This is a genomic window from Streptomyces sp. NPDC030814, from assembly GCF_055572155.1.
This window is the reverse complement of the sequence record NZ_JBVIDX010000006.1, coordinates 12557-38557: the sequence shown is the minus strand read 5'-3', so window position 1 is coordinate 38557 and position 26001 is coordinate 12557. Positions and strand designations below refer to the sequence as shown.

The window sequence follows — 26001 nt, the reverse complement described above, 5'->3', positions numbered from 1 at the left end:
ATCGTGCGGAACTGTGCCTCGCCCATTGGGAGAACTCGAAGACGCGGTCATGACGCGGGTCTGGAAGTGGAACCGCCCGGTGACCGTTCGGGAAGTCCTGGAAGATCTGCAACAGGAACGGTCCATCGCCTACACCACGGTGATGACCGTCCTGGACAATCTTCATCAGAAGGGCTGGGTCCGCCGGGAGGCGGAAGGCCGGGCCTATCGATATGAGGCGGTCTCCACGCGCGCCGCCTACGCGGCCGCACTCATGAACGAGGCCTGGTCACAGAGCGACAACCCCGCGGCCGCTCTCGTCGCCTTCTTCGGGATGATGAGCGAGGAACAGCGGCAGTCCCTCACGGACGCCGTACGCATCGTGCAAGGTCCCGAAGCCGTTGCGCCGCCCGCCCCGGGTGCTGAAACGCCTGCTGAAACCGGCGAGGAATCCACCGAATCGTCCGGCGAAACAAGGGGCACCCCCGGCCAATCCCCGGATCGCCCCGGGCGATAGCGTCCGCTCATGCCAGCAGAGAGTCCCGAAGTCACCGCTAAAGCCCTCACCGTCCGACGGGCTCGGACCAGCGATGTCCCGCACGTACGCCGGCTCCTCGACTCCTACGTCCAGCGCCGCATCCTGCTCGACAAAGCGACGGTGACGCTTTACGAGGACATCCAGGAGTTCTGGGTGGCGGAGCGGGGCGCGGGCTCGGACACGGAGGTCGTGGGCTGCGGGGCGCTGCACGTGATGTGGGAAGACCTCGCGGAAGTCCGCACTCTCGCGGTCAACCCGGAGGCGAAGGGTCTCGGGGTCGGCCACCAGTTGCTGGAGAAGTTGCTGGAGACCGCCCGCTGGCTGGGTGTTCGCCGGGTTTTCTGTCTGACCTTCGAAGTCGAGTTCTTCGCGAAGCACGGCTTCGTGGAGATCGGCGAGACGCCCGTCGACACCGATGTCTACGCGGAGCTGCTGCGTTCCTATGACGAGGGCGTCGCGGAGTTCCTCGGTCTCGAACGAGTGAAACCGAACACCTTGGGCAACAGCCGGATGCTTCTGCATCTGTGATCGCCGGGCGATCGTCAAGGAACCCCGGGCTTCCGAAGGAGCCTCAAGCGCTATTCCGGTGAGGGCGCCTTGCCCGGGTTCCCTATGTCCGAAACGCGCATGTTTTCGGTCTCCCTCGGGCTCCCCGGTCTCTCCTCGTCCTCTCCTCGGCCTCTCCCAGGGGTTTGTGTTTTTCCTGGAAAAGCGGTTTGCTTTCCGACGTACTGCAGTACTGCATATAACAGGGGACGTGAAACAGCGGCGGACGCCGCAGGCCCCCGGCCCCGAAGTTATCGATGAAAGGAAATCCGGTGGCACAGAAGGTTCAGGTCCTTCTTGTCGACGACCTCGACGGCGGCGAGGCGGACGAGACCGTGACGTTCGCGCTGGACGGCAAGACGTACGAGATCGACCTCACGACCGCCAACGCGGACAAGCTTCGCGGCCTTCTCGACCCCTACGTCAAGGGTGGCCGGCGTACCGGAGGCCGCGCCTCGGGCGGGCGCGGCAAGGCCCGTGCCGCTTCCGGCGGCGGCCAGGACACCGCGGCCATCCGCGCCTGGGCGAAGGAGAACGGCTACGAGGTCAACGACCGCGGCCGTGTTCCCGCCTCCATCCGCGAGGCCTACGAGAAGGCCAACGGCTGAGACCTGGACGGTCCGGTGCTCGCGCGCCGCAGCCGGACGCGGTGGCAGTGCGTCGCCACCGTGTCCACCACCCGTACGAGGTCGGGGGTGCCCGCAGCGCCCCCAAGCGCCGACATCGTCGGCAGCGAGGGTTCGACCTCGCGTCCCGGCTCGGGGGGCCGCAGCCATACGGCGGCCCCCTGTGAACTGCTGCCCCACGGCACGCTCACGCCTCTCCCGGCCCTGCCCGGAGGCGCCGGTGCCTCGATGTGACCGCCCGCTCCCACGGCTGTGAGGTCCAGTTCGAGGCCGCCCCAGTCCAGCCACTCCAGCAGCCCCGGCACCTCCTCCGCGCCGCCCGCCGCCACCCACAGCAGCATCCGCCCGCCGCGCAGTGCGACCGGCGAGCCCGGGCCGGGAAGCGGGCCCAGATGCCGCAATGCTGCGAACCCCGCCTCCGCGGGGACGTCGAGCACATCGAAGCGCAGCCCCGTAATGAGATGTACGGGCGCCCCGGGCACGGTCGCCCAGCCGAGATCGTTCTCGTACCACTGCCGTACCGCGCCGCACGGCAGATCGCCCGGGGCCTGGCGCGGGATTTCGCCCGGGACAGCGCCCCGGATGCCGCTCGGGTCGAACGGTCGGCGGGGAAGGGGGACGATGGCCATGTCAGGAGCAACCGCACAAAGAGGCCCGGAGTTACGCTGGGTGTCCGTGCGGATGCACAGGGTGCAGGGAAAGGGGGCGTTCAGCGGTGGGCAGCGACGCAAGGATGTTCGCCCTTAGCGGAGGGAACCGGTGCACCCGGCATGGAGTGTCAGTCCCTACGGGTAAGACATCCCTAGTGGGAGGGGGCGACACGCAGGAAAGGCCGTCTCGCGTTCGCCATCGGCGTACTGATGGTGGGGGTAACTGTCTGGCCTGCGGGAACATCGTCTCGCACCATCGGGTTGGAGCAGATGTCGGCGTTCGGGACCAGGAGGCAGCAACTTCTGTCTCCGCGAGAGCGGAGGTGAACCGGACTGTGTCGGCAGTTGGAATGAGCGGTCCCCGCTTGCGGGACTAAGCTGCGGAAGGACAGAGAGGGGAGCGTCCCCTTACTGCCTGACCGCTCTGAGGAGCGATTAACGATGTTCGAGAGGTTCACCGACCGCGCGCGGCGGGTTGTCGTCCTGGCTCAGGAAGAAGCCCGGATGCTCAACCACAACTACATCGGCACCGAGCACATCCTCCTGGGCCTGATCCACGAGGGTGAGGGTGTCGCCGCTAAGGCCCTGGAGAGCCTCGGGATTTCGCTCGAGGCGGTCCGCCAGCAGGTGGAGGAGATCATCGGTCAGGGCCAGCAGGCCCCGTCCGGCCACATCCCCTTCACCCCCCGTGCCAAGAAGGTCCTGGAGCTGTCGCTCCGCGAGGCCCTTCAGCTGGGCCACAACTACATCGGCACGGAGCACATCCTGCTCGGCCTGATCCGTGAGGGCGAGGGCGTCGCCGCCCAGGTCCTGGTCAAGCTGGGCGCAGATCTCAACCGGGTGCGGCAGCAGGTCATCCAGCTGCTCTCCGGCTACCAGGGCAAGGAGACCGCCACCGCCGGCGGTCCCGCCGAGGGCACCCCCTCCACGTCCCTGGTCCTCGACCAGTTCGGCCGGAACCTCACCCAGGCCGCTCGTGAGTCCAAGCTCGACCCGGTCATCGGGCGCGAGAAGGAGATCGAGCGGGTCATGCAGGTGCTGTCCCGCCGTACCAAGAACAACCCGGTCCTGATCGGTGAGCCCGGCGTCGGCAAGACCGCCGTCGTCGAGGGCCTCGCCCAGGCCATCGTCAAGGGCGAGGTGCCCGAGACCCTCAAGGACAAGCACCTCTACACCCTGGACCTCGGCGCGCTGGTCGCCGGCTCCCGCTACCGCGGTGACTTCGAGGAGCGCCTGAAGAAGGTGCTCAAGGAGATCCGCACCCGCGGCGACATCATCCTGTTCATCGACGAGCTCCACACGCTGGTCGGTGCGGGTGCTGCCGAGGGCGCCATCGACGCGGCCTCCATCCTGAAGCCGATGCTGGCCCGCGGTGAGCTCCAGACCATCGGTGCCACCACGCTCGACGAGTACCGCAAGCACCTGGAGAAGGACGCGGCCCTCGAGCGCCGCTTCCAGCCCATCCAGGTCGCCGAGCCGTCCCTGCCGCACACGATCGAGATCCTCAAGGGTCTGCGTGACCGGTACGAGGCCCACCACCGCGTCTCCATCACCGACGAGGCCCTCGTCCAGGCCGCCACCCTGGCCGACCGGTACATCTCGGACCGCTTCCTGCCGGACAAGGCGATCGACCTGATCGACGAGGCCGGTTCCCGGATGCGCATCCGCCGGATGACCGCGCCGCCGGACCTGCGCGAGTTCGACGAGAAGATCGCCGGTGTCCGCCGCGACAAGGAGTCCGCGATCGACTCGCAGGACTTCGAGAAGGCCGCCTCCCTGCGCGACAAGGAGAAGCAGCTCCTCGCCGCCAAGGCGAAGCGGGAGAAGGAGTGGAAGGCCGGCGACATGGACGTCGTCGCCGAGGTCGACGGCGAGCTGATCGCCGAGGTCCTCGCCACGGCCACCGGCATCCCGGTCTTCAAGCTCACGGAGGAGGAGTCCTCCCGCCTGCTGCGCATGGAGGAGGAGCTCCACAAGCGGGTCATCGGCCAGGACGACGCCGTCAAGGCGCTGTCGAAGGCGATCCGCCGTACGCGCGCCGGTCTGAAGGACCCCAAGCGCCCCGGTGGTTCGTTCATCTTCGCCGGTCCGTCCGGTGTCGGTAAGACCGAGCTGTCCAAGGCGCTCGCCGAGTTCCTCTTCGGCGACGAGGACGCGCTGATCTCCCTCGACATGTCGGAGTTCAGCGAGAAGCACACGGTCTCGCGTCTCTTCGGTTCGCCCCCCGGCTACGTGGGCTACGAAGAGGGCGGCCAGCTGACCGAGAAGGTCCGCCGCAAGCCGTTCTCGGTGGTCCTCTTCGACGAGGTCGAGAAGGCCCACCCGGACATCTTCAACTCGCTGCTGCAGATCCTGGAGGACGGTCGTCTGACCGACTCCCAGGGCCGGGTCGTGGACTTCAAGAACACGGTCATCATCATGACGACCAACCTCGGCACCCGGGACATCTCCAAGGGCTTCAACCTGGGCTTCGCGGCCTCGGGCGACACGAAGACCAACTACGAGCGCATGAAGAACAAGGTTTCGGACGAGCTGAAGCAGCACTTCCGGCCCGAGTTCCTCAACCGCGTCGACGACGTGGTCGTCTTCCCGCAGCTGACCCAGGCCGACATCCTGCGGATCGTCGACCTGATGATCGGCAAGGTGGACGAGCGCCTGAAGGACCGGGACATGGGCATCGAGCTGTCCCAGTCCGCCAAGGAGCTGCTGTCCAAGAAGGGCTACGACCCCGTGCTGGGTGCCCGGCCGCTGCGCCGCACGATCCAGCGCGAGATCGAGGACTCGCTGTCGGAGAAGATCCTCTTCGGCGAGCTGCGCCCCGGTCACATCGTGGTCGTGGACACCGAGGGCGAGGGCGACGCCCAGACCTTCACCTTCCGTGGTGAGGAGAAGTCGGCGCTTCCCGACGTCCCGCCCATCGAGCAGGCGGCCGGCGGCGCCGGACCGAACCTGAGCAAGGACGCGTAGCCCGCTGCACAGGGTGTGAGTGGAAAAAGGGGCTGCCCCGGGACTTCGGTCCCGGGGCAGCCCCTTTTTCCGTGGAAGGCGGCCCGGGGCGCTCAGAGCACGCTGTCCGACCTCTCCACGGCGGGCGGCACGGGCAGGAGTCCGAGAACGTGCTGCCGGGACCGTGTCGACGTCCGGCGCCAGGTGAATTGCGGCGGTGCGCAGGTTCGGGAAGAGCTCGGGGGCTTTCGAGAGGTCCTCGGTCCCGGTGAACGCGTTGAGCCGGAGATGGGTGACGTTCGGCAGAACCGGGCCCGCTTCCCAGCCGACGGCGTTCCAGTGGTCGCGCTAATTCTCGAGGGCGGGCATGCGGGCGATCTCCTCGAAGTCGTCCGCGGTGAGCCTTTCCTGAAGCCTGGCAAGGCTCACCGTCTTCACCGAGCGCACTTGTCCGAGCCCGCGCAGACCGGTGTGCTTGAGTGCGCCTCTGGTGAATCGCAGATACTCCAGCGGCACCCCTGGAGGAAGGGCCGCGTCGACGGAATCGGCGCACAGCGGGATACCGAGGTCCAGCGACTCCAGGGTCGGCGAAGCCGGGAGAACATGAAGTGCCCCCGGCTTTTCCAGACCGGGAAGGCTATTCAAGGCAAGCCAGGTGAGCGGAAGTCCGGTCAGCGGCGTCAGATCGTCGACGCGGGGACCAGCGCCGTAGATGTCCACAAGGCGGCACGAAGGCCGGCGGAGTCGAGATCACACGGTCTGGAGCCGGTTGGTGGTACGCGGAGGGGATCAGTGGAGCGGCCTCCTCCTCGGCTGCCCTGACCCGGGGATCGAGTTCGGTGGCGTGCTCCAGGCAGGCAGGGGCGAACAGACGTGTCCGGGCACCGCGGGCAGTCGTCCGGGGCGCGTGCCGCGGCGTCGACAGGTCCCCGAGGACGTACAAGGTGGGTGAGGGCGCTGACGACAGCGGGTTCCTCGTGGGTCGCTGAACCGGCGTACACCGTTCTGCGTGACGTAGGCCGGGTCACATGTGCGGGGGGTTCGGGACCGGTGGGCCGTGACATGCCGCATAGGGCGTGCGTCACGTACTAGGTGGGATAGTGGCAAGCCGCTCACGGGCAAAACGGACTTATGGTGCATTGTTTGAGTAGGTCTGCCCTGACATGCACGGCTTTGGGTGTTTAGGGAGATTGGTGAGTGAGTGGAGGGTTGGAGGCGGATACGGCCTTGCGTCGTAGATAGGGCGTTTTGGGTGGTGGGGGAAGTGCAGGTAGCAAGGGACGTGCCATTCGGCGGTCGCAGCTGAGCGCCGGGTGGCAGTCGTGTGCCTCGCAAGGCACCGGTCCCTGTCTCCGTCCCTCGTGAGGTCATCCATGTCGCAGCGCGTTCGCTCTCCCCGTTCCCGTATGTCCGCCCTTGGTGTCCGTGCGGCCGTCGTGGCCGTCGGAGTGGGGGTCTCGGGTGTGCTGGGCGTCGGGGTCGCGGCCGCCGCCGGCGGTGCTCAGAGCGCCGGCACCGTCCAGACCTCGGGCGTCGCCCAGGCCGCCAAGGCCAAGAAGGCGACCTCGTGGGTCACGCCCGTCAACGGCTACAAGCTCAGCGCCCGGTTCGCCCAGGCCGGCAACATGTGGAACTCCACGCACAGCGGGCAGGACTTCGCCGTCAAGAGCGGCACGGCCGTCTTCGCGGCGCACGGCGGCACCGTCGTGAAGGCCGGCGGCAACGGCGCCGGTGACGGCCCCGCGTACGGCAACGCCGTCGTCGTCAAGCACGGCAACGGCACGTACTCGCAGTACGCGCACCTCTCCCGGGTCCAGGTGAAGGTCGGGCAGATCGTCAAGACCGGGCAGCGCATAGCCCTCTCCGGCAACACCGGTAACTCCAGCGGTCCGCACCTGCACTTCGAGATCCGTACGAGCGCGAACTACGGCTCCGCCGTCGACCCCGTCGCGTTCCTGCGGGGCAAGGGCATCACGCTCTGACGGACGCCGTGCGGCGCCCTCCCGGGCGTGCGGCGCCGAGGGGGCCTCAGTGCTCCGGCTTGCCCGCGTGTGCCTGCGTCACCAGATCGATCGCGACCTCCAGGACGGCCTTGCGCTTGTCCTCGGGGTCGCCTTCGACGTCCCGGAGCACGAACATCCCGGCGTGCATGGTGAACAGGGCGCTGATGCAGCGGACCTGGTCCGGCAGGGCGGCGTCCGGTTCCTTGATGGTGTCGATCAGGCGCATCATGCGGTCCTTGAACGACTCGCCGACGCTCAGCTCCCGTACCGTCGCCTGGTTCTCCTGCATGAAGCGGAACAAGGGGGCCACGTCGGCCAGGGCCTCGCTGTAGCGGCGCAGGATCATCCGCTTGGTGTCGAGCGTGCGCGGCTGGTGGTCCGCCCACTCGATCAGTTCGTCGATCGGGCGCTGGAGGTCCTGGAAGAGGCCGACGAGGATGTCCTCCTTCGTCTTGAAGTGGTAGTAGAGCGCCGCCTTCGTCACCTCCAGGCGCTCGGCGATCTCCCGCAGCGACGTCTTCTCATACCCCTGCTCGGCGAAGAGTTCGAGGGCGACGTCCTGGATGCGCTGGCGGGTGTCCCCGCGGCGATGCCGCTTCGGCGTCGTGTCGGCGGGCGTGGTGCCGACGGGTGTCTCGCCGTCGGCTCTCGTCTCGCTCATCCTGCTGCTCCTCGTCGCCACGGCCCTGGTGGTGGGTCAAGCCTCTGCCAAGCCCGCTGAACTTACTTGACGACCGGCTAGTTGCGAGCCTACTTTCCTCAAGTGTAGCCAACTAGCCGGGCGGCAAGTAAGTACGGAAGCGGTCCGGGGGGAACGGAGGACCGTCATGAGCGCGGACACCGAGAAGGAAGCGACCAGAGGGGCCGGCGCTGCCGGAGGAGCGGCAGCTGCCGCCACCGTGGCCGACGACGCGGTCCGGGACGGAGTCACCGGCGGCGTCGAGGACCCGAAGGAACCGCAGCCGCGCAGCGTGCGCGTCGTGCTGTTCGCCCTCATGATCGCGATGCTGCTCGCCATGCTCGACAACATGATCGTGGGCACGGCGATGCCGACGATCGTGGGCGATCTCGGCGGGCTGGAGCACCTGTCGTGGGTGGTGACCGCCTACACCCTCGCCACCGCCGCCTCCACTCCCATCTGGGGCAAGCTCGGCGACCTCTACGGCCGCAAGAGCGTCTTCATGACCTCGATCGTGATCTTCCTGATCGGGTCGGCACTCAGCGGCATGGCCCAGGACATGGGCCAGCTGATCGGCTTCCGCGCCCTCCAGGGCCTCGGCGCCGGTGGGCTCATGGTCGGCGTCATGGCGATCATCGGCGATCTGATCCCGCCCCGGGAGCGGGGCAAGTACCAGGGCATGATGGCCGGTGTCATGGCTCTCGCGATGATCGCGGGGCCGCTGGTCGGCGGGTCCATCACCGACCACTGGGGATGGCGCTGGTCCTTCTACATCAACCTGCCGCTCGGTGTGGTGGCGCTGGCCGCCGTCAGTGTCGTCCTGCACCTGCCGAAGCCGTCGCGTGAGGCGCGGTCGGCGCGGAGCATCGACTATCTGGGCGCGGCACTGCTGACGGTCGGCATCACGGCGATCGTGCTGGTCACGACGTGGGGCGGGACCGACTACGCGTGGGGGTCGGCCGTCATCATGGAGCTGACCGCGATCGGGGTGGCCGCGCTCGTCGGGTTCCTGTTCGTGGAGACCAGGGCGGCCGAGCCGGTGATGCCGCTGCACATCTTCCGCAGCCGGAACTTCTCGCTGATGTCCCTGATCGGGTTCATCACCGGGTTCGTGATGTTCGGCGCGGTGCTCTTCCTGCCGCTGTACCAGCAGTCCGTACAGGGCGCGTCCGCGACCAACTCCGGACTGTTGCTGCTGCCGATGCTGGGCGCGATGCTCGCGGTGTCGATGGTCGCCGGGCGCGTGACCACGGGCAGCGGACGCTACAAGGTCTTCCCTCTGGTCGGCAGCGTCCTGATGATCGCGGGCCTGTTCCTGCTGGCGCAGATGGACACCGGGACGAGCCGGGTGACGTCCGGGGTGTTCATGGCGGTGCTCGGCGCCGGCATGGGATGCCTGATGCAGATCACCATGCTCGTCGCGCAGAACAGTGTCGAGATGAAGGACATGGGCGTCGCGTCCTCCACGACCACGCTGTCCCGGACGCTCGGGTCGTCCTTCGGTGTCGCGATCATGGGCGCGCTGTTCAACAGCCGGGTCCAGGACGTCATGGCCGAGCGGGCCGGGGCGCTCGGGTCCAAGGTGACCGAGCAGTCCGCGCAGCTCGACGCGGCGAGCCTGGCGAAGCTGCCGGTTCCGGCCCGGGAGGCGTACCAGTACGCGGTCGCCTCCGGCACACACTCGGCCTTCCTGCTGGGATCGGTGGTGGCCGTCCTCGCCCTGTTGGCCGCGGTGTTCGTGAAGGAGGTGCCGCTGCGGGGGGCCGGTGGTCCGGCAGCGGCGGGCGACTAAGGGCTGTCCCGTAATCCCCGGCGGGCGCACGACGCCGGCGGCACCGCCTGCGGAAAGGCACCGCCTCCCGAAAGGCACCGCCTACTGACTGAAGGCACCGCCTCCCGGAAGGCACCGTCTCGTGAAGGGCAGGGGCTCGCGTCCCTGCCCTTCAGGCTGTCGGCTCCCCTGACATCGGCAGCATCGGATAGCTGCCCGTGTTGGTCGGGGCGTGTTCGGGGAGCCAGAGGACGGCTACGGCGCCCTCCGCCGGGACGGAGTCCGGGGCGCCGGGCGGGCGGACGTTGCGGAAGGTGAGGCGGGCACCGAGGACCCGGGCCTGACCGGCGGCGATGGTGAGGCCCAGGCCGTGGCCCTGGCCGGCCCGGTCGGAGGCGCCGGTGCGGAAGCGGCGCGGGCCGTCGGCCAGCAGCTCCTCGGGGAAGCCGGGGCCGTGGTCGCGGACGCGGATGACCCGCCCCTCGACGGACACCTCGATCGGCGGCTTGCCGTGCTTCGCCGCGTTGGCCAGCAGATTCAGCAGCACCCGCTCCAGACGGCGCGGATCCGTGGTCACCTCCGACTCATGGACCACCTGGACCCGCACACCCGCGTCCCGTGCCGCCACCCGCCGGCTCACGAACTCGCCCAGCATGATGTCCTGCAACTCCGCCCGCTCCGACGCGCCGTCGAGCCGTGCCACCTCCAGCACGTCCTCGACGAGCGTCCGCAACGCCTGGGCCCGGTCACGGACCAGTTCGGTGGGGCGGCCCGGAGGGAGCAGCTCCGCCGCGGTGAGCAGCCCCGTCACCGGGGTGCGCAGCTCGTGGGCGATGTCCGCCGTAACCCGGCGCTCCGCCTCGATCCGCTGCCGCAGCGTGTCGGCCATGGCGTCCACCGCCCGCGCCAGCTCGGCGGTCTCGTCCCGCGTCACCCCGCCGATCGCGTCCTGGACCCGTACGTCGGTCTCGCCCTTGGCGACCTGGTTCGCGGCGGCCGCCGCCTTGCGCAGCCGGCGCGACATCCGCCCGCCGATGAGCACGCCGAGGGCCGAACCGCCGAAGACGACCGTGATCGAGCCGATGATCAGGGCCTGGTCGAGATCCCTCAGCACCGTGGAGCTGTGGTCCGTGTGCGTGTTCAGCGACAGCACCCGGTTGTCCTTCAACGGCACCGCCGCCCAGATGTCGGGCACCCCGTCGGGGCCCTGGGAGACGTACGTCGCCCGGCGGCCCTCCATGACCTTGGCCAGCAGGTCCTTCGGGATGGCGGGGTCGTTGATCCGCACCCCGAACGCCCCCGACTTCAGCGGGCGCCCCGACTCGTACATGCGCTGGGCGACCTGGATGCGCTCGTCGGCCAGGTCACGTGCGTTGTCCAGCATCGACACACGCGCCGCGTTGTGCACGACCAGGCTCAGCGCGATCGCCACCAGCGCCCCGACGAACGCGATCGCGGCACTGAGCTGCCACCGCAGACCGGTGCGCAGGCCCGACACAGGGCCCCCGGAGATCGTGTCCACCCCGTCGGTGGCACCGGAAACCGAGCCGCTCGCTGCGAGGCCGCCCCCGGCGCCCGCACCGACACCGGTACCCCCGCCGCCGGCGGCACCGGCTCTCGGCCCGCCGGCGCCCGCACCGGCAACGCCCGGCACCCCCGGCCCCCGCCGTCCTCGTCCCCACATGGCCATACCGGCGGCCCCGCTCAGGCCTTGAGCTTGTAGCCGAAGCCACGAACCGTCTCGATGCGGTCCTGGCCGATCTTCGTGCGCAGCCGCTGCACATGGACGTCGACGACCCGGGTGTCGCCACCCCAGCCGTAGTCCCACACGCGTTCGAGGAGCTTGTCCCGGGACAGGACCGTGCCGGGGGCGGACGAGAACTCCAGGAGCAGCCGCATCTCGGTCGGGGTCAGCGCCACCGGCTCCCCGGCCTTCCGTACCTCCATGCCCTCGGTGTCGACCTCCAGCTCCCCGAAGCTGAGGACCCCGCCGGTGCCGGCGGACCCGTCGTCGTCGGCGCGGGCGCCGCCGCCGCTCGCGTGGCCGAAGCGGCGCAGCACCGCGCGGATGCGGGCGACCAGGACGGCGCCGTCGAACGGCTTGGTGACGTAGTCGTCGGCGCCCGCCTCCAGACCGAGGACGACGTCGATGGAGTCGGCGCGCGCGGAAAGCATGATCACCGGGACGGTCGACTCGTCACGGATACGGCGGCACAGCGAGACCCCGTCGAGACCGGGAACCATGACGTCGAGGAGCGCGATGTCCGGCCGGTTCGCCCGGAACGCCTCCAGGCCCGACAGCCCGTCGGGCATGGCCGTGACCGCGAAGCCGTCCCGCTCCAGCGCGAGCTGGGTGGCCTCGCGGATGACATCGTCGTCCTCGACGAACAGGACGTGGGTCTGCTCTGCCATCCGGTCTTCTCGTCCGCTCTCGTAGTGATCGGTGGGTCGGGTGCGTGGGGGTCGGTCAGATCGTGGGCCGGCGTCAGCGCGGTTCGGGGGTGGCCGTCTCCGCGCCGCCCACCGAGGTGCTGTACTCCGTACGCGTACTGGACCGTTGGACGAAGCGGTCCCTCAGCCAGCGGTAGGTGGTCACGTCCTCGCTGGACGGATACGCGGACGGGTCGCCGTACCGGTCGTTCTCGTACAGCTGCCTGGTCACCAGCAGGTCCCCCCGGTCGATCTCCGCGTACACCGGCGGCTGTTCGGAGAGGAAGACACTGCGGTACTTCCCCTTCTCCGGCCGGTAGACGTACGAGGCCACGCCGACGGCGTCCGCGCAGGACAGCACGTTGACCACGATGTCGTCCGCCGAACCCCCGGTCAGATCGCCGTAGATGACGTCGATCGGGGGCTTGTCGGCCACGCAGGGCTCAAGGTCGGCTTTCACCGCCTTGCTGACCTGGGGGTCGGCCCGGACGATCCGGACGACCTCGTCCACGCTCGGCTGGTCGCCGTGGGCCGAGGCGGAGACGGCCGGTGAGGCGGTTCCGGCCGCCAGCACGTCGCCGTCCGCCGGGCCCTCGTCGCGCGCGCCGGTGCCGCCCGTGCCGCAGGCGGAGACGGAAAGGCCGAGGGCGGTGAGCACGGCCACCGCCGTGATCACCGCCTTCGAGGCCTGCCTGGCCCCTTGGTTCGGGCCGGCCGCTGTACTCAGGCCGCGCAACGCTCCTGCTCCTTGTTCGGTGCGAGCGCGCGGGCGGCGCGCTCTTCGAGGTCCCGCGACTGAAGCTCCTCGCGCAGCCGGGCCAGCGCACGGTGGAGCGTGCTCTTCACGGTTCCGGCCGACATGCCGAGGGCGGCGGCCGTCTCCTCCGTGGACATCTGCTCCCAGTGTCGCAGCACCACGACACTGCGCTGCTTGGGAGCGAGCACCTTCATGATGTCCATGAGGAGCGCACGGTCCGCGTGCTGCTCGGTGGAGTCGTCGATGCAGGCGTCCGGGAGCTGCTCGGTGGGGACCTCCTCCAGCTTCCGGGCCCGCCACCACTCGGTACGCGTGTTGATCATGACGCGGCGCAGATACGCGTCCGCCAGCCGCTTGTCGGCGATGCCGTCCCAGCGGCCGTACGTCCTTGCCAGCGCCGTCTGCAGCAGATCCTGGGCGTCCACCGGGTCGGGGACGAGCCGGCGGGCGCTGCGCAGCAGCGCGTCCTGCCGAGTGCGGACGTACTCCTCGAATTCGAGCACCTCGCCGTGCGCCATGATCAACCGCCTCCGTTCCCCGTTTGCCGACCCGCGCGCGGTCTGCGCCGTCGGTTCTCCGCTCCTTCGTGCCGCCGAACGCGTTCTGGTCGAACGTTCCGCCGCTGCGTCCCGCCGGTTCGTTCGCGTGTTCCTGCGGTACGTCGAAGAAGCTACGGAGCTGTTGTCACGGGGGTGTCCGAGGCAGCCTGCGGAGAACGCTCGGCTGTCCGTCGGTTGTGTAACAGAAGTAGGAACGGGGTAAAGCGAGGTGGGATTCGGGGCGGGTATAGGGGGATTCGCCCCCGCGGAGTCCGCCGGATGCCCGTTACGGACTCCGCTTCACGCCATGCGCGGCTGTGCAACGACTGTCAGGTGAGGGGGAGACGGTAGAGGCCGCCGGGAAGGGGTTCCACCAGTCCGTCGGAGACCAGTCCGTCGAGCGCCCGGGCCCGCTGCACCGGCTCGTCCCACACCCGGTCGAGCGCCGCCCGCGGCACGGGCGCGACGGCCTCCCGCAGTACGGCGAGGAGTTTGCCGCGCACCTGACGGTCGGTGCCGGCGTACGTCTGGCCCCGGCGCGCCGGCCCGTCGTGCGCCGGCTTCCCCGCGAGCCGCCAGGCGCATTGCGCGGCGATCGGGCAGCGGTGGCAGGACTCGTTCTTCGCCGTGCACACCAGCGCGCCCAGCTCCATCGACGCGGCGGCCCAGCGCGACGCCGTGCCGTCGTCCTCCGGCAGCAGGGCGCGCGCCAGCTTCCGCTCGGCGGCCGTCGTGGCGTTCGGCGGGTACTGCGTCCCGGTGACCGCGCGGGCGAGGACCCGGCGGACGTTCGTGTCCAGCACCGCGTGCCGCTGCCCGTACGCGAACGACGCCACGGCCGCTGCCGTGTACTCTCCGATGCCCGGCAGCGCCAGCAGCTGCGCGTGGTCCCTCGGTACGTCGCCGCCGTGCCGTTCCGTTATGGCCGCCGCCGCGCCGTGCAGCCGCAGTGCCCGGCGCGGATACCCGAGCCGGCCCCACGCGCGCACCGCCTCCCCCGGCGGTTCCTTCGCGAGGTCCGCCGGGCGGGGCCAGCGGGCCAACCACTGCTCGTAGACCGGCAGTACACGGTTGACCGGCGTCTGCTGCAGCATGAACTCACTGACCATCACCCCCCACGGACCGGCCTCCGGCCGCCGCCACGGTAGATCCCGCGCGTGCGTCTCGAACCAGGCGATCACCGGGGTGTGCAGGGGGGAGGCGGACGGGGTGGCGTCGGCGGTGTTGCTCTGGGGCTTGGTGGGTGCAGTCATGGCACATCCGATCCTGCCATGGCGCTCCGCTGGGGTGGTGGGGGCGCGGCGGGGGGAGGAGGTGGGGGTCTCGTCGGCGGGTGCGGGTGGGTGGGGGGTGGTCGCGCAGTTCCCCGCGCCCCTGAAAGCCGCGGGCGCGCGGAACTGCGCGAGGAACCACGAACCACCCGCAAGCGCCCGACAGCACTGGCCTCCGACTACTGGGCGTCCTGTCGCCCCGACCACCCCAGCAACGGCCCCAGCCCCGTCGCGATGTCGGTCAGGATCTGCACGTAGTCGTCGTGTTCGAAGGTGAACGGGAGGGCGAAGGCGACCTCGTCGATCTCGCGGAACGCGACCTGCGCGTGCAGCCGCTCGGCGATCTCCTCGGCCGTCCCCACGAGGTCCGGCGCGAAGAGCAGCCGCCCCGGCCCCTGCGGCGCCGCCGTCCGGGGCAGCCGTGCGGCCGCGTACGCCTCGTACCTGGTCCGCTGCTCCGCACTCGCGGAGTCCGTCGGAATCACCACCAGTCCCTGCGAGACCCGCGCCCGCTCCCCGTCGGGGTGATGCGCGCGGAACTCCCGGATGTGCGAGAGCTGGATCGCGGCGAAGTCCACCGAGCCGGTCCCGGGCTCCGCCTTCACGACGCTGCTGGTGAGGAAGTTCATGCCGTTCTGCCCGGCCCACCGGGCCGACCGCAGGCTGCCGCCGCCGTACCACATACGGCTCCCCAGTCCGGGGGAATGCGGCTGGACCCGGTCCGAGAACACCTCGAACCCCTCGGTGCCGCTGAAGTCCGTGGCCGCCTCCCCGCGGACGAAGCCGAGTAGCCGCCGGACCCGTTCGAAGCTGAAGTCCTCGGCGTCGGCGGTGTCGGGATAGAGCGCCGCCCTGACGGTGTCGTAGTGCATCGGCGGCCCCACGCTGACACCGGGGTTGAGCCGGCCCCCGGACAGGATGTCGACCGTCGCCAGGTCCTCCGCGAGCCGTAGCGGGTTCTCCCAGCCCAGAGGGATGACCGCGGTGCCCAACTCGATACGGCTGGTGCGCTGTGAGGCCGCCGCGAGCACGGCGACGGGGGAGGAGATGCCGTACTGGAGATGACGGTGGCGCAGCCAGGCGCTGTCGAAGCCGAGCCGTTCGCCCAGCTCGATGATCTCCAGGGTCGACGCATGACCCCGCCGGGGATCTGCCTCGTCGAACAGCCCGATGGTCAGAAAGCCCAGCTTCCGCAGCGGCCGCGAGACCGGCGAGACGGATTGGTCCATGGTCATCCTCCAGCCGATCACAGCACCAAGGGCTGTCCCGTAAAGATGAGGGCATTGTGGCAGGTGGGTCCCGAGGCGTGACGGCCCCGGGGTCATGGCCATAGGTGCAAGGGGTGCGATCGCGAACAGGGGTGGAGGGCGGGAAGGCGGTGGCGGCCGTCGTGCGGAAGTCGCGCACCGGTCCTGTGAACGGGTGTCGGGAGAGCGGGAGTTGGTCTCAAGGGCGTGCGATCGTCGTGATCACGGACGGTGTCCGAACTGCCCTTCCGGCTACGTACCGCGACCGGTGCATCCCCTGGTCGGGTGATGGGACAGGGCGTCCGTGATGATGATCCGGAAAAGTTGCGGTTCGGGGCGGCGGGTGAGGCCAGTTAAGTCCTCGATCTCTCGTACAGTTTGCGCCGTGGGATCTCTGCGCAATCCGGTCGGGCCGCTTCCCTCCACCATCTACTGGCGACGGAGGGCCGTCATGCTGGCCGTCCTCGGCGTGCTCGCCCTCCTGATCGCCTGGGTCGTCACCAGCGGGGGCGGTGACGGCAAGAACAACGCGGGCGAGCCCAACGGCAAGAACCCCGCGCCCTCCATCACTCCCGGGCCCTCCGGCTCCGGTCCCGCGATCAGTCAGGCGCCGGGCGGGCGCGACGAGTCGGGCGACGAGTCGAGTTCCGGCGGCGACGGTTCAGGGTCCGGTTCGGGGTCCGGCGGGTCCGGTTCGGGCTCCGGGCCCGGCGGCGGTGACGGCGGTTCGGGCGCGGCCGGCGGCGGTACGTCGGACGACGGCGCCAAGAGCGGCGGGGGCAGTACCTCCGGCGAGCAGGTGCCCGCGGGCTCCAGCCTGCCCAACTGCACCGCCACGGCGGTGAAGTTGAGCGTGCGCAGTGTGCGGAACGCCTACGCTCCCGGTGCCGACCCCACGTTCGAGCTCATCGCCCGCAACACCTCGGGCGGCGACTGCAAGCTCGACCTCGGGCCGGACAACACGGTCGTGACGATCACGGCGGCCGGGGCCGACGACGCGTTCTGGTCCTCCGACGACTGCCACGAGACCGCCGGCAGCCTGCTCTTCCGGGTCCCGGCCGGCGACCAGGTCACCTACACCATCCAGTGGAACCGCGATCCCAGCGCCCCCAACTGCGCGACACCGTCGGCCGGTTCGGCCAAGCCCGGCACCTACCTCGTCGAGGCGAAGGCCCCCGGCCTGACCAAGGACCGGACATCGTTCGTACTGGAGAAGGACTGACGTTCCGCTGCGGAAGGACCCGCCTTCCGCGGCGGGGTGCGTGCGAGGGCGCGCCGGCCGGGGTCCGGCTGACCGCCGGAGGTCAGACGTAGCGCTCCAGGATCGAGGACTCCGCCAGGCGGGACAGGCCCTCGCGGACGCTGCGGGCGCGGGCCTCGCCGACGCCGTCGACCGTCTGGAGGTCGTCGACGCTCGCGGCGAGCAGCTTCTGCAGGCTGCCGAAGTGCTCCACCAGGCGGTCGATGATGGCGCCGGGGAGGCGGGGGACCTTCGCCAGGAGGCGGAAACCACGCGGTGAGACCGCGGAGTCCATGCCCTCGGGGGAGCCGGTGTAGCCCAGGGCCCGGGCCACCGTGGGCAGTTCGAGGAGCTCGGCGTGGGAGAGGGCGTCCAGCTCGTACAGGGCCTCGTCGACCGTACGGGAGCGTTTGGCGGTGGGCTCGGGGACGTAGTCCCGGACCACCAGCTCGCGCTCCGGCTCCACGCCCGCGATGAGCTCGTCCAGCTGGAGGGCCAGAAGACGGCCGTCCGTACCCAGCTCGACCACGTATTCGGCGATCTCGGTGGCGATGCGCCGGACCATCTCCAGGCGCTGGGCCACCGCCGAGACGTCCCGGACCGTCACCAGGTCCTCGATCTCCAGCGCCGACAACGTTCCCGCGACCTCGTCCAGGCGGAGCTTGTACCGCTCCAGGGTCGCGAGGGCCTGGTTGGCGCGGGAGAGGATCGCCGCCGAGTCCTCCAGGACGCGGCGCTGCCCGTCGACGTACAGGGCGATCAGGCGCATCGACTGGGAGACGGAGACCACCGGGTATCCGACCTGTTTGCTCACGCGGTCGGCGGTGCGGTGCCGGGTGCCGGTCTCCTCCGTCGGGATCGTCGGGTCCGGGACCAGCTGGACGCCCGCGCGCAGGATCTTCGACAGGTCGGAGGAGAGGACGATGCCGCCGTCCAGCTTGCACAGCTCACGCAGCCGCGTGGCCGTGAACTCGACATCCAGGACGAATCCACCCGTACACATCGCCTCGACGGTCTTGTCCGAGCCGAGGACGATGAGTCCACCGGTGTTGCCGCGGAGAATCCGCTCAAGCCCGTCGCGCAGGGCCGTGCCCGGGGCCACGGCGCTCAGTGAGGCGCGCATCACGCCATCGGCACCGGAGCTCCCACCGGACTTTCCGGGAGCTGCTGCCCGGTCGTTGGCTGCCACTGCACTCCTCCGGTCGCAGGTTCTGGGGCGCTCCCGTTTCGCACACGTGGTTCGTACGGACGGGCGAGACCTGGGCAAAGTCTACCGGCGGTCCTCGCCGTCCCGTGGGGCCTCTCGACGACGCGATCGGGGCAGCACGCGCAGCGCGTCCCCCATGTCCGCGACTTCCAGCACCTTCATACCGGGAGGAACCTTGCCGGGATCGGACGGAACGAGCGCGTGCGTGAACCCGAGGCGGTGTGCTTCCGAGAGGCGGCGCTGCACGCCGGTGACCCTTCTGACCTCCCCGGCGAGGCCCACCTCGCCGATCGCCACCAGGTTCTTCGGCAGCGGGGTGTCGCTCGCCGCGGACGCCAGGGCGAGCGCGATCGCGAGATCCGCGGCGGGTTCGGAGAGCTTCACGCCGCCCACGGTCGCGGAGTAGATGTCCCTCTTGCCCAGGGCGGCGATCCGGCCCCGCTGCTCCAGGACGGCGAGGACCATCGAGACCCGCGAGGTTTCGAGACCGGAGGTGGTGCGGCGGGGGGAGGGGAGCTGGGAGTCGACTGTGAGCGACTGCACTTCGGCGACGAGGGGGCGGCGGCCCTCCAGGGTGACGGTGAGGCAGGTGCCGGGCACTGGCTCGTCGCGGCGGGTGAGGAAGAGGCCGCTGGGATCGGCGAGGCCCGTGATGCCCTCGTCGTGCAGTTCGAAGCAGCCGACCTCGTCGGTGGCGCCGTAGCGGTTCTTGACACCGCGTACGAGGCGGAGGCGGGCGTGGCGGTCGCCCTCGAAGTGCAGCACGACGTCGACGAGGTGCTCCAGGAGGCGGGGGCCCGCGATCGCGCCGTCCTTGGTGACGTGCCCCACGAGGAGGGTCGCCATGCCGCGCTCCTTCGAGGCGCGGATGAGCGCCCCGGCGACCTCGCGGACCTGGGCCATGCCGCCGGGCGCGCCGTCGATCTCGGGGGAGGCGACGGTCTGGACCGAGTCGAGGATGAGGAGGCCGGGCTTGACGGCGTCCAAGTGGCCGAGGACGGCGGCCAGGTCCGTCTCGGCGGCCAGATAGAGGTGGTCGTGGAGGGCGTCGATGCGGTCCGCCCGGAGGCGGACCTGGCTCGCGGACTCCTCGCCGGTGACATAGAGCGTGGGGTGTTCGGCGCTGGCGGACTTGGCGGCCACGTCCAGGAGGAGGGTGGACTTGCCGACACCGGGTTCCCCGGCGACGAGGACGACCGCGCCGGGGACGAGGCCGCCGCCGAGGACGCGGTCGAGTTCGGGGACGCCGGTGGGGCGGGCGGTGGCCTGCCGGCCGTCCACCTGGCCGATGGGGAGGGCGGAGGTCGTGACCCGGCCGGGGGCGGTGGTGCGGACGGCTGGGGCGCCGTACTCCTCGACCGTGCCCCAGGCCTGGCACTCGGGGCAGCGCCCCAGCCACTTCGCCGTCTGCCAGCCGCATTCCGTGCAGCGGTAGGAGGGGCGTTCCTTCGTGGACTTGGTGCGGGCAGCCATGCACGAACCGTAGCGGAGCCCACTGACAACGGGCGGGGCCGATTCCCTCCGGGGGGCGGGGGGGTGTGAGCCGGGGGGGGCTGAGGGGCGGGGCCGGAGGTCGGGATCGAACTGGTGTGGGCCGGGCCGGGCTGGGCCGGGTCGGCGTGACCGGGGCTGGGTGGGGGCGGCGTGGGGTGTGTCGGAGGCAGGGCCGGAGGTCGGGATCGAACTGGTGTGGGCCGGGCCGGGCTGGGCGGGGTCGGGCTGGGCCGGGGCTGGGTGGGGGCGGCGTGGGGTGTGTCGGGGGCGGGGCCGGAGGTCGGGATCGAACTGGTGTGGGCCGGGCCGGGCTGGGCCGGGTCGGCGTGACCGGGGCTGGGTGGGGGCGGCGTGGGGTGTGTCGGAGGCAGGGCCGGAGGTCGGGATCGAACTGGTGTGGGCCGGGCCGGGCTGGGCGGGGTCGGGCTGGGCCGGGGCTGGGTGGGGGCGGCGTGGGGTGTGTCGGGGGCGGGGCCGGAGGTCGGGATCGAACTGGTGTGGGCCGGGCCGGGCTGGGCCGGGTCGGCGTGACCGGGGCTGGGTGGGGGCGGCGTGGGGTGCGTCGGGGGCGGGGCCGTGCCGGTGTGTCAGCCCGTCGCTTGGTGCCCTGCTGCCCGGGGGTGCGGGGGGAGCTGTTCTCTGTGCTTCTCTACGCGACGGGCTCGACACACCGGCACGGCCCCTTCCGTCCGTGGGCGGCCGGACCGCCGTGGGGCCACCGGCCGGCAGAGGGGGCCGACGGCCCCGGTGGGCGGTTCCTACAGGCGGCGGCCGATCGTCAGGTCGGCCGGCCGGTACGGGACGTACGCCGCGCCGTCCAGGCCGAGGGCGGTGGCGGCTGTCTGGAGGGCGCCCGCGGTGGCGGTGGCGCCCCAGTGGCCCTTGTCCAGCCGGGACTCGACCGCGTGGAGGGCGGCCACCGTCTCGGCGGTGGTGAAGTTGCAGTGGCCCTGGCGTTCGACGTACGCCTGCCGGTGGAGCGCGGCGTCCCCGGAGGCGCGGACCCGCGCGGCGAAGCGGGACTGCTGCTCGGTGGGGACGAGGTCGTCGGCGGTGGTGTGGATGTTGAGAAGGGGCACGGCCAGGCCCTGCCCGGCGGAGGAGGTGCGCCGACCGGCGGCCACGGCGGCCGGGTCGGCGGCGATGTCGGCGTGGGCGGTCAGGTTCCGCAGGTCTGCCCGCAGGTCGAGGCCGGCCTTCCGATAGAGGGCCTTGACCAGGGGTGCGTGCTGGGACGTCGACAGCACGCGCGCGTAGTCGACGCCCTTGTTGCCGGAGTTGTTGCCGCCGAGGGCCTTCTCGACGTGGTGGCGGGCGGGCACGACACGGTCGAGGATCCCCTGGAGCAGCCACGAGGCCTGCTGGGCCTGCTGCTCGTCCCGGTCGCCGGCGGCGGGGCGGTCCTTGCCGACGGCCCAGGTCGGCAGGTTGAGGTAGGCCGCGGCGAGGGCGACGCGGGCGCGGCCCTCGGGGGTCTTCTGGGCGGCGGCGACGGCGTCGGTCAGCCGGCGGCCGGTGACGGCGCCCTCGGCCTCGGAGGCGAAGTTGACCAGCTTCACCGGGGTGCCGGGGAGCAGGAGGCGGGCGATCGTGTACTCGGCGTCCAGCTGGTAGTCGTGCAGGTCGTTCGCGCCGGCCACGAGCCCGCACAGGCCCAGGGCGCCGTCGATGCCGCCGGCCCCGGAGCGGGCGAGCCGGGCGTTGACCAGACCGCCCATGGACTGGCCGACGGAGAGGGTACGGTCGGGCTCGCCGATCCTCTCGGTGACCGCCGCGATCGTGGCGACCTGGTCGCGCTCCGCGCTCTCCAGGGCCCACAGGGTCTCGCTGGTGTCGTACGAGGAGCCGGTGAGCGCGTAGCCCTCTTCGAGGAGGCGCAGCCGGACGGCCTCACGAGGGGCGTTCTGGGGCACGGTGACGCCGAAGCCGTGGCTGAAGACGATCAGCGTGCCGTTCCAGTTCTCCGGTACGTCGGCTATCCAGGTGGCGCCGTCGGGGAGCGTCCCGGAGAGGCGCTCGACGGGTCCGGCGGCCGCTCGGGGAGCGGCGGTCGAGACGGAGGCGCTGGTCGCGGACAAGGCGACGACCGCGGCCAGGGCGGTGAGGGTGCGGGTGGAGCGGCGACTGCGTACGGCCATGAGAGGTGGGGCTCCTGTCGACGCGAAGGGTGACGGGGGCTTGCTCGCTCGTACGTGGGGATGTACTCGAACCCGGAGGGAATGTAGGGCTGTTTTCTTGTGACGGTCAATGAAGTGCACAACATTCGGCCGACGCGCCGTGGAATCCGAGGTTCCTGTCCCCTTATGAGGGATCGTTTCACCCGTACGGAGTAAAAGTGCTCAAGTGGCGAGAAGGTGCTGCTCCCGGGCGCCTACCGTCCACGAATGATGAGCATCAGTCCGGAGACCTCGACCCGCACCGCCGGCGCCCACCGGGCGCACAGCGAGGCGCGCGATCGGGCCGCGGCGCGCGCGGTGGCGCAGCGCCCGTCCGCGCGCAACGAGCCTTACCTGGACGGCCTGTTCACCTATTGCATGTCCGTGCTGTGCGACCACGACGCGGCGATCGCGGCCCTGGGCGACGTCCTCGCCCTCGCCGAGCGCCGCCGCGGCCCGGACGCCGAGGAGAAGCGCCGGGCCTGGCTGTACGCCCTGGCCCGCTGGTCCTGTCTGCGCAAGCTCGCCGAGAACCGTCAGACCCGCCCCGGCACACACGCCCCGGGCTTCCGCCCCCCGCACGGCGGCGCGCCCCCGCACGGCACGCAGACCACCGCCGGGTCGCACCTCTCCGAGGACGAGGAGCGGCGGCGCCGGCACGAACTCGCCCGGCTCGCCTGGCCGGAGGCCGCCGGGACCACCCCCGAGCAGCGCGAGGCGCTCGAACTCGCCGTACGCCACCAGCTCGCCGTCCAGGAGGTCGCCGACGTCCTCGGCATGGACGCGGCCGCCGCACGCGAACTGCTCTCCTCCGCCGCCTGCGAGGTGGAGCGCACCCGCGCCGCCCTCGCCGTCGTGGAGACCGGCGCCTGCCCCGCCGTCGCCCTCCTCACCGGCGACCAGCAGCTCGTCCTCAACGCCGCCCTGCGCCGCGAACTCGTCCGGCACGTCGACGACTGCCCCGTCTGCCGCCGCGCCGCCGAGCGCGCCGTCCCCGGCCGGTGGCCCGGCACCAGCGTCACCCCCGCCGCCCTGCCCATCCTGGAAGCCCCGCGCGCGGCCCTGTACGGCGCCATGGGACACCTCACCCGCGCGCGTGCCCCGCGCTTCGACCGGCGCGGTTTCCCCCTGGACCCCAGGGACCGCGCCGCCCGCCGCGACCGGTTCCGTGCGCGTGCCGTCACGACCACGGTCGTCGCCAGCGTCGTCGCCGCACCCGTCCTCGCCCTCTGGGCCGCGTACTGGGGCGCCCCCCTCATCGGCGAGGGCGTCGACGGCCGGGCGGTCACCTCGGGTGAGGAGCAGGGCGTCGGCGACGGCACCGTCGGCGACGGCTCCGGCGCGTACGAGAACGCCGGCAGCGCCAGGGCCGAGCCCGGCTCCCGCCGGGGCGGCAAGCACGCCTCGGACGACGTCTCCGTGGAGGTCACCCGCGGCAAGGCCGGCGGCGCGCTCGCCGTGACCGCCGGGAACGACGGCGACACCACCCTCATCACCCTGCGCGCGACCGGGGATTCCCGCGTCGCCTGGTCCGCCCGCACCGGCGCCGACTGGCTCTACCTCAGCCGCTCCTCGGGAACCCTGGAACCCGGCGAGTCCGTGACGATCAAGGTGTACGTAGACCGGCTGAGCGAGCCCGCCGGCCACTGGATCGCGCAGGTGACACTCGCCCCCGCCGGCGCCGTCGTCACCATCGAGGGCTACGGCCCCGTCCCCGTACCCCCGGACGACCCGCGCCCGACCGCACCCGTCCCGAACCCGGGCTCGCCGAGGCCCACCGACCCGCCCCCGCAGCCCGACCCGGAGCCCACTCCCACCGGCCCCGCCCAACCGGACCCGACCCCGACCCCCACCGACCAGTCCCCCACGGACCCGGCCGACCCGCCGCCACCCCCGGGCGACGGCGGCGGCGACCCCCCACCCGCGCCCTGAGGCCGGCCGGGGGGCAGCAACCGTGGTCCGCTTACGGCGCCACCGGATCCGCCGGATGCGGGGCCACCAGCGGCAACCGGGACGCCAGCCGCTCCTCGCACAGCTCCACCAGCCGGTCGTACGCGGCCTTGCCCATCAGCTCGATCAACTCCGGCCGGTACGACACGTACACCGGCTCGCCCGCGCCGTGCGCCGACGTCGCCGACGTACACCACCAGTGCAGATCGTGGCCGCCCGGACCCCAGCCGCGGCGGTCGTACTCACCGATCGACACCTGCAGCACCCGGGTGTCGTCGGGCCGGTCGATCCAGTCGTACGTACGCCGGATCGGCAACTGCCAGCAGACGTCCGGCTTGGTCTCCAACGGCTCGCGCCCCTCGCGCAGCGCCAGGATGTGCAGCGAACAGCCCGCCCCGCCCGCGAAACCCGGACGGTTCTGGAAGATGCACGAACCCTTGTACGGCCGGGTCTGCCGCTCGCCGTCCTCGTCCTCGGAGACCCACCCGGTCCTGGTGCCCACATCGTGGAACTGCCAGATTTCCGGCGTGAGCCTCGCCACATGTTCGGCGACGCGCTTCTCATCGTCCTCATCGGAGAAGTGGGCACCCAGGGTGCAGCAGCCGTCGTCCGCGCGGCCCGCCTGGATGCCCTGGCAACCGCTGCCGAAGACGCAGTTCCAGCGAGAGGTCAGCCATGTCAGATCGCAGCGGAAGACCTGCTCGTCATCCGCAGGATCAGGGAACTCCACCCAAGCGCGGGCGAAATCGAGCCCCTTCTCGTCCGGCTCCGGAGCGCCCTTCCGGGGCTTCGGAGGTGTGGTCGCCGTCTTCACCCGCGAAGAACCGGCGTCCGCCGCGGCCGCCGCTGCCGACTTGTCGGCCTTTGCCTTTTTCGTCTTTGGCACCCGTCCAGGGTACGGCCCCCATGCCCGCATCGAGGACGGCGCACGGCCTCGCTGGCAGTAGCGTTCCGTACATGAGACTCGGTGTCCTCGACGTGGGATCGAACACGGTGCATCTGCTGGTGGTGGACGCACACCCGGGCGCGCGCCCCCTGCCCGCGCATTCGCACAAGGTGGAGCTGCGCCTTGCCCAACTCCTCGACGAGGACGGGGCCATAGGCCCCGAAGGAGTCGACAAACTCATAGCCGTCGTCCACGAGGCCCTCCAGGCAGCCGAGGACAAGGGCGTCGAGGAGATGCTCCCCTTCGCCACCTCCGCCGTGCGCGAGGCCAGCAACGCCGACGACGTCCTCGCCCGCGTCAAGGACGAGACCGGGGTCGAGCTGCAGGTCCTCACCGGCGCGGAGGAGGCCCGGCTGACCTTCCTCGCCGTCCGCCGCTGGTTCGGCTGGTCCGCGGGCAAGCTCCTCGTCCTCGACATCGGCGGCGGCTCCCTGGAGATCGCCTACGGCATCGACGAGGAGCCCGACGCGGCTGTCTCCCTCCCGCTCGGCGCCGGCCGCCTCACCGCCGGCTGGCTCCCCGGCGACCCGCCCGAGCCGGACGACGTCCGCGCGCTGCGCCGCCACGTCCGCGCCCAGATCGCCCGCACCGTCGGCGAGTTCAGCCGTTTCGGCGCGCCCGACCACGTGGTCGCCACCTCCAAGACCTTCAAGCAGCTCGCCCGGATCGGCGGCGCCGCCCGCTCCGCCGAGGGCCTCTACGTCCAGCGCGACCTCAAGCGCCAGTCCCTGGAGGCATGGGTCCCCAAACTGGCCGAGATGACCACCGCCCAGCGATCCGCCCTCCCCGGCGTCTCCGAGGGCCGCGCGGGCCAGCTGCTCGCCGGGGCGCTGGTGGCCGAGGGCGCCATGGACCTCTTCGAGGTGGAGACCCTGGAGGTCTGCCCCTGGGCCCTGCGCGAAGGCGTCATCCTGCGCCGCCTGGATCACATGGGCACGGCGTAAGGGGTCCTTTCACCATGAGCGGCCGATCAGGTCGCGGGGGGGGGGGGGGGGGGGGGGAAGGGGTCAAGCTCCAGCACCCCTA

At 71.1% G+C, this 26001-nt stretch carries 22 protein-coding genes; 9 read left to right on the top strand and 13 right to left on the bottom strand.

Annotated elements, in window-relative coordinates; translation table 11 throughout:
• Positions 1-49 precede the first annotated feature (49 nt).
• From ACZ43N_RS14970 to ACZ43N_RS14960, 3 genes are all read left to right on the top strand, one after another.
• Positions 50-496: a BlaI/MecI/CopY family transcriptional regulator gene (locus ACZ43N_RS14970; protein ID WP_468097752.1), complete on the top strand. Its 447-nt coding sequence runs from the start codon at positions 50-52 to the stop codon at positions 494-496.
• Between the two features lie 9 nt (positions 497-505).
• Positions 506-1045, top strand: coding sequence for an amino-acid N-acetyltransferase (locus ACZ43N_RS14965; protein ID WP_468097751.1), 540 nt, complete (start codon positions 506-508; stop codon positions 1043-1045).
• A 290-nt stretch (positions 1046-1335) separates the two neighbouring features.
• Positions 1336-1671 carry a histone-like nucleoid-structuring protein Lsr2 gene (locus ACZ43N_RS14960; RefSeq protein ID WP_468097750.1) on the top strand — a complete coding sequence of 112 codons (336 nt, stop codon included), beginning with the start codon at positions 1336-1338 and terminating at the stop codon, positions 1669-1671.
• On the opposite strand, the gene ACZ43N_RS14955 is transcribed toward ACZ43N_RS14960, so the two are convergent.
• Positions 1650-2318 (bottom strand): SCO3374 family protein, encoded by a 669-nt coding sequence (locus ACZ43N_RS14955; RefSeq protein ID WP_468097748.1) that lies wholly within the window; start codon positions 2316-2318, stop codon positions 1650-1652. The two genes, ACZ43N_RS14960 and ACZ43N_RS14955, sit on opposite strands and share 22 nt — an antisense overlap.
• 462 nt (positions 2319-2780) lie before the next feature.
• On the opposite strand from ACZ43N_RS14955, the gene ACZ43N_RS14950 reads away from it, so the two are divergent.
• Complete coding sequence (locus ACZ43N_RS14950) at positions 2781-5306, top strand: ATP-dependent Clp protease ATP-binding subunit (protein WP_468097747.1); 2526 nt, start codon at positions 2781-2783, stop codon at positions 5304-5306.
• 327 nt (positions 5307-5633) lie between these two features.
• Here the strand turns inward: ACZ43N_RS14950 and ACZ43N_RS14945 are convergent, their stop codons facing one another.
• Positions 5634-6005: a hypothetical protein gene (locus ACZ43N_RS14945; RefSeq protein ID WP_468097746.1), complete on the bottom strand. Its 372-nt coding sequence runs from the start codon at positions 6003-6005 to the stop codon at positions 5634-5636.
• A gap of 653 nt (positions 6006-6658) precedes the next feature.
• Between ACZ43N_RS14945 and ACZ43N_RS14940 the strand changes: the two genes are divergently transcribed.
• Positions 6659-7267, top strand: a complete 609-nt coding sequence (locus ACZ43N_RS14940) for a M23 family metallopeptidase (RefSeq protein ID WP_468097745.1) — start codon at positions 6659-6661, stop codon at positions 7265-7267.
• Positions 7268-7313: 46 nt separating this feature from the next.
• Here ACZ43N_RS14940 and ACZ43N_RS14935 read toward each other — a convergent pair whose 3' ends face one another.
• A complete protein-coding gene (locus ACZ43N_RS14935; RefSeq protein WP_468097743.1) occupies positions 7314-7949 on the bottom strand; it encodes a TetR/AcrR family transcriptional regulator in 636 nt (211 codons plus the stop codon).
• A gap of 166 nt (positions 7950-8115) precedes the next feature.
• Here ACZ43N_RS14935 and ACZ43N_RS14930 point away from each other — a divergent pair, with 166 nt between their 5' ends.
• Positions 8116-9759, top strand: a complete 1644-nt coding sequence (locus ACZ43N_RS14930) for an MDR family MFS transporter (RefSeq protein ID WP_468097742.1) — start codon at positions 8116-8118, stop codon at positions 9757-9759.
• Between the two features lie 151 nt (positions 9760-9910).
• On the opposite strand, the gene cseC is transcribed toward ACZ43N_RS14930, so the two are convergent.
• From cseC to ACZ43N_RS14900, 6 genes are all read right to left on the bottom strand, one after another.
• Entirely contained in the window at positions 9911-11422 is a 1512-nt protein-coding gene (gene cseC, locus ACZ43N_RS14925; protein WP_468098146.1) for a two-component system sensor histidine kinase CseC, read from the bottom strand.
• A 20-nt stretch (positions 11423-11442) separates the two neighbouring features.
• Positions 11443-12150, bottom strand: coding sequence for a two-component system response regulator CseB (cseB, locus tag ACZ43N_RS14920; protein WP_468097741.1), 708 nt, complete (start codon positions 12148-12150; stop codon positions 11443-11445).
• Between the two features lie 73 nt (positions 12151-12223).
• Entirely contained in the window at positions 12224-12904 is a 681-nt protein-coding gene (locus ACZ43N_RS14915) for a hypothetical protein (protein WP_468097740.1), read from the bottom strand.
• A complete protein-coding gene (locus ACZ43N_RS14910; RefSeq protein ID WP_468097739.1) occupies positions 12892-13443 on the bottom strand; it encodes a SigE family RNA polymerase sigma factor in 552 nt (183 codons plus the stop codon). The genes ACZ43N_RS14915 and ACZ43N_RS14910 overlap by 13 nt, the downstream gene beginning before the upstream one ends.
• Before the next feature lie 350 nt (positions 13444-13793).
• Positions 13794-14717, bottom strand: coding sequence for an HhH-GPD family protein (locus tag ACZ43N_RS14905; RefSeq protein ID WP_468097737.1), 924 nt, complete (start codon positions 14715-14717; stop codon positions 13794-13796).
• Between the two features lie 197 nt (positions 14718-14914).
• Complete coding sequence (locus tag ACZ43N_RS14900) at positions 14915-15964, bottom strand: LLM class flavin-dependent oxidoreductase (RefSeq protein ID WP_468097736.1); 1050 nt, start codon at positions 15962-15964, stop codon at positions 14915-14917.
• A gap of 403 nt (positions 15965-16367) precedes the next feature.
• Between ACZ43N_RS14900 and ACZ43N_RS14895 the strand changes: the two genes are divergently transcribed.
• Entirely contained in the window at positions 16368-17204 is an 837-nt protein-coding gene (locus ACZ43N_RS14895) for a hypothetical protein (protein ID WP_468097735.1), read from the top strand.
• A gap of 82 nt (positions 17205-17286) precedes the next feature.
• On the opposite strand, the gene disA is transcribed toward ACZ43N_RS14895, so the two are convergent.
• From disA to ACZ43N_RS14880, 3 genes are all read right to left on the bottom strand, one after another.
• On the bottom strand, positions 17287-18411 hold the full coding sequence (disA, locus tag ACZ43N_RS14890; RefSeq protein WP_468097734.1) for a DNA integrity scanning diadenylate cyclase DisA: 1125 nt from the start codon (positions 18409-18411) through the stop codon (positions 17287-17289).
• 81 nt (positions 18412-18492) lie between these two features.
• The gene (radA, locus tag ACZ43N_RS14885) at positions 18493-19902 is read right to left on the bottom strand and encodes a DNA repair protein RadA (RefSeq protein ID WP_468097732.1); all 1410 of its coding nucleotides are present in this window, start codon (positions 19900-19902) and stop codon (positions 18493-18495) included.
• A 779-nt stretch (positions 19903-20681) separates the two neighbouring features.
• Positions 20682-22061: an alpha/beta hydrolase gene (locus ACZ43N_RS14880; RefSeq protein ID WP_468097731.1), complete on the bottom strand. Its 1380-nt coding sequence runs from the start codon at positions 22059-22061 to the stop codon at positions 20682-20684.
• A 246-nt stretch (positions 22062-22307) separates the two neighbouring features.
• On the opposite strand from ACZ43N_RS14880, the gene ACZ43N_RS14875 reads away from it, so the two are divergent.
• Positions 22308-24011, top strand: a complete 1704-nt coding sequence (locus tag ACZ43N_RS14875) for a BACON domain-containing protein (RefSeq protein ID WP_468097729.1) — start codon at positions 22308-22310, stop codon at positions 24009-24011.
• Between the two features lie 31 nt (positions 24012-24042).
• Here the strand turns inward: ACZ43N_RS14875 and ACZ43N_RS14870 are convergent, their stop codons facing one another.
• A complete protein-coding gene (locus ACZ43N_RS14870; protein ID WP_468097728.1) occupies positions 24043-24915 on the bottom strand; it encodes a DUF3109 family protein in 873 nt (290 codons plus the stop codon).
• Between the two features lie 71 nt (positions 24916-24986).
• On the opposite strand from ACZ43N_RS14870, the gene ACZ43N_RS14865 reads away from it, so the two are divergent.
• Positions 24987-25919 carry a Ppx/GppA family phosphatase gene (locus tag ACZ43N_RS14865; protein ID WP_468097727.1) on the top strand — a complete coding sequence of 311 codons (933 nt, stop codon included), beginning with the start codon at positions 24987-24989 and terminating at the stop codon, positions 25917-25919.
• Positions 25920-26001 lie beyond the last annotated feature (82 nt).

Excerpts from the sequence above, each read along its gene's own strand:
- ACZ43N_RS14970 (WP_468097752.1), top strand. The coding sequence starts at position 50 with ATGACGCGGGTCTGGAAGTGGAACCGCCCGGTGACCGTTCGGGAAGTC.
- ACZ43N_RS14965 (WP_468097751.1), top strand. The coding sequence starts at position 506 with ATGCCAGCAGAGAGTCCCGAAGTCACCGCTAAAGCCCTCACCGTCCGA.
- ACZ43N_RS14955 (WP_468097748.1), bottom strand. The coding sequence starts at position 2,318 with ATGGCCATCGTCCCCCTTCCCCGCCGACCGTTCGACCCGAGCGGCATC.
- ACZ43N_RS14950 (WP_468097747.1), top strand. The coding sequence starts at position 2,781 with ATGTTCGAGAGGTTCACCGACCGCGCGCGGCGGGTTGTCGTCCTGGCT.
- ACZ43N_RS14940 (WP_468097745.1), top strand. The coding sequence starts at position 6,659 with ATGTCGCAGCGCGTTCGCTCTCCCCGTTCCCGTATGTCCGCCCTTGGT.
- ACZ43N_RS14935 (WP_468097743.1), bottom strand. The coding sequence starts at position 7,949 with ATGAGCGAGACGAGAGCCGACGGCGAGACACCCGTCGGCACCACGCCC.
- ACZ43N_RS14930 (WP_468097742.1), top strand. The coding sequence starts at position 8,116 with ATGAGCGCGGACACCGAGAAGGAAGCGACCAGAGGGGCCGGCGCTGCC.
- cseC (WP_468098146.1), bottom strand. The coding sequence starts at position 11,422 with ATGTGGGGACGAGGACGGCGGGGGCCGGGGGTGCCGGGCGTTGCCGGT.
- cseB (WP_468097741.1), bottom strand. The coding sequence starts at position 12,150 with ATGGCAGAGCAGACCCACGTCCTGTTCGTCGAGGACGACGATGTCATC.
- ACZ43N_RS14910 (WP_468097739.1), bottom strand. The coding sequence starts at position 13,443 with ATGGCGCACGGCGAGGTGCTCGAATTCGAGGAGTACGTCCGCACTCGG.
- ACZ43N_RS14905 (WP_468097737.1), bottom strand. The coding sequence starts at position 14,717 with ATGACTGCACCCACCAAGCCCCAGAGCAACACCGCCGACGCCACCCCG.
- ACZ43N_RS14900 (WP_468097736.1), bottom strand. The coding sequence starts at position 15,964 with ATGGACCAATCCGTCTCGCCGGTCTCGCGGCCGCTGCGGAAGCTGGGC.
- radA (WP_468097732.1), bottom strand. The coding sequence starts at position 19,902 with ATGGCTGCCCGCACCAAGTCCACGAAGGAACGCCCCTCCTACCGCTGC.
- ACZ43N_RS14880 (WP_468097731.1), bottom strand. The coding sequence starts at position 22,061 with ATGGCCGTACGCAGTCGCCGCTCCACCCGCACCCTCACCGCCCTGGCC.
- ACZ43N_RS14875 (WP_468097729.1), top strand. The coding sequence starts at position 22,308 with ATGATGAGCATCAGTCCGGAGACCTCGACCCGCACCGCCGGCGCCCAC.
- ACZ43N_RS14865 (WP_468097727.1), top strand. The coding sequence starts at position 24,987 with ATGAGACTCGGTGTCCTCGACGTGGGATCGAACACGGTGCATCTGCTG.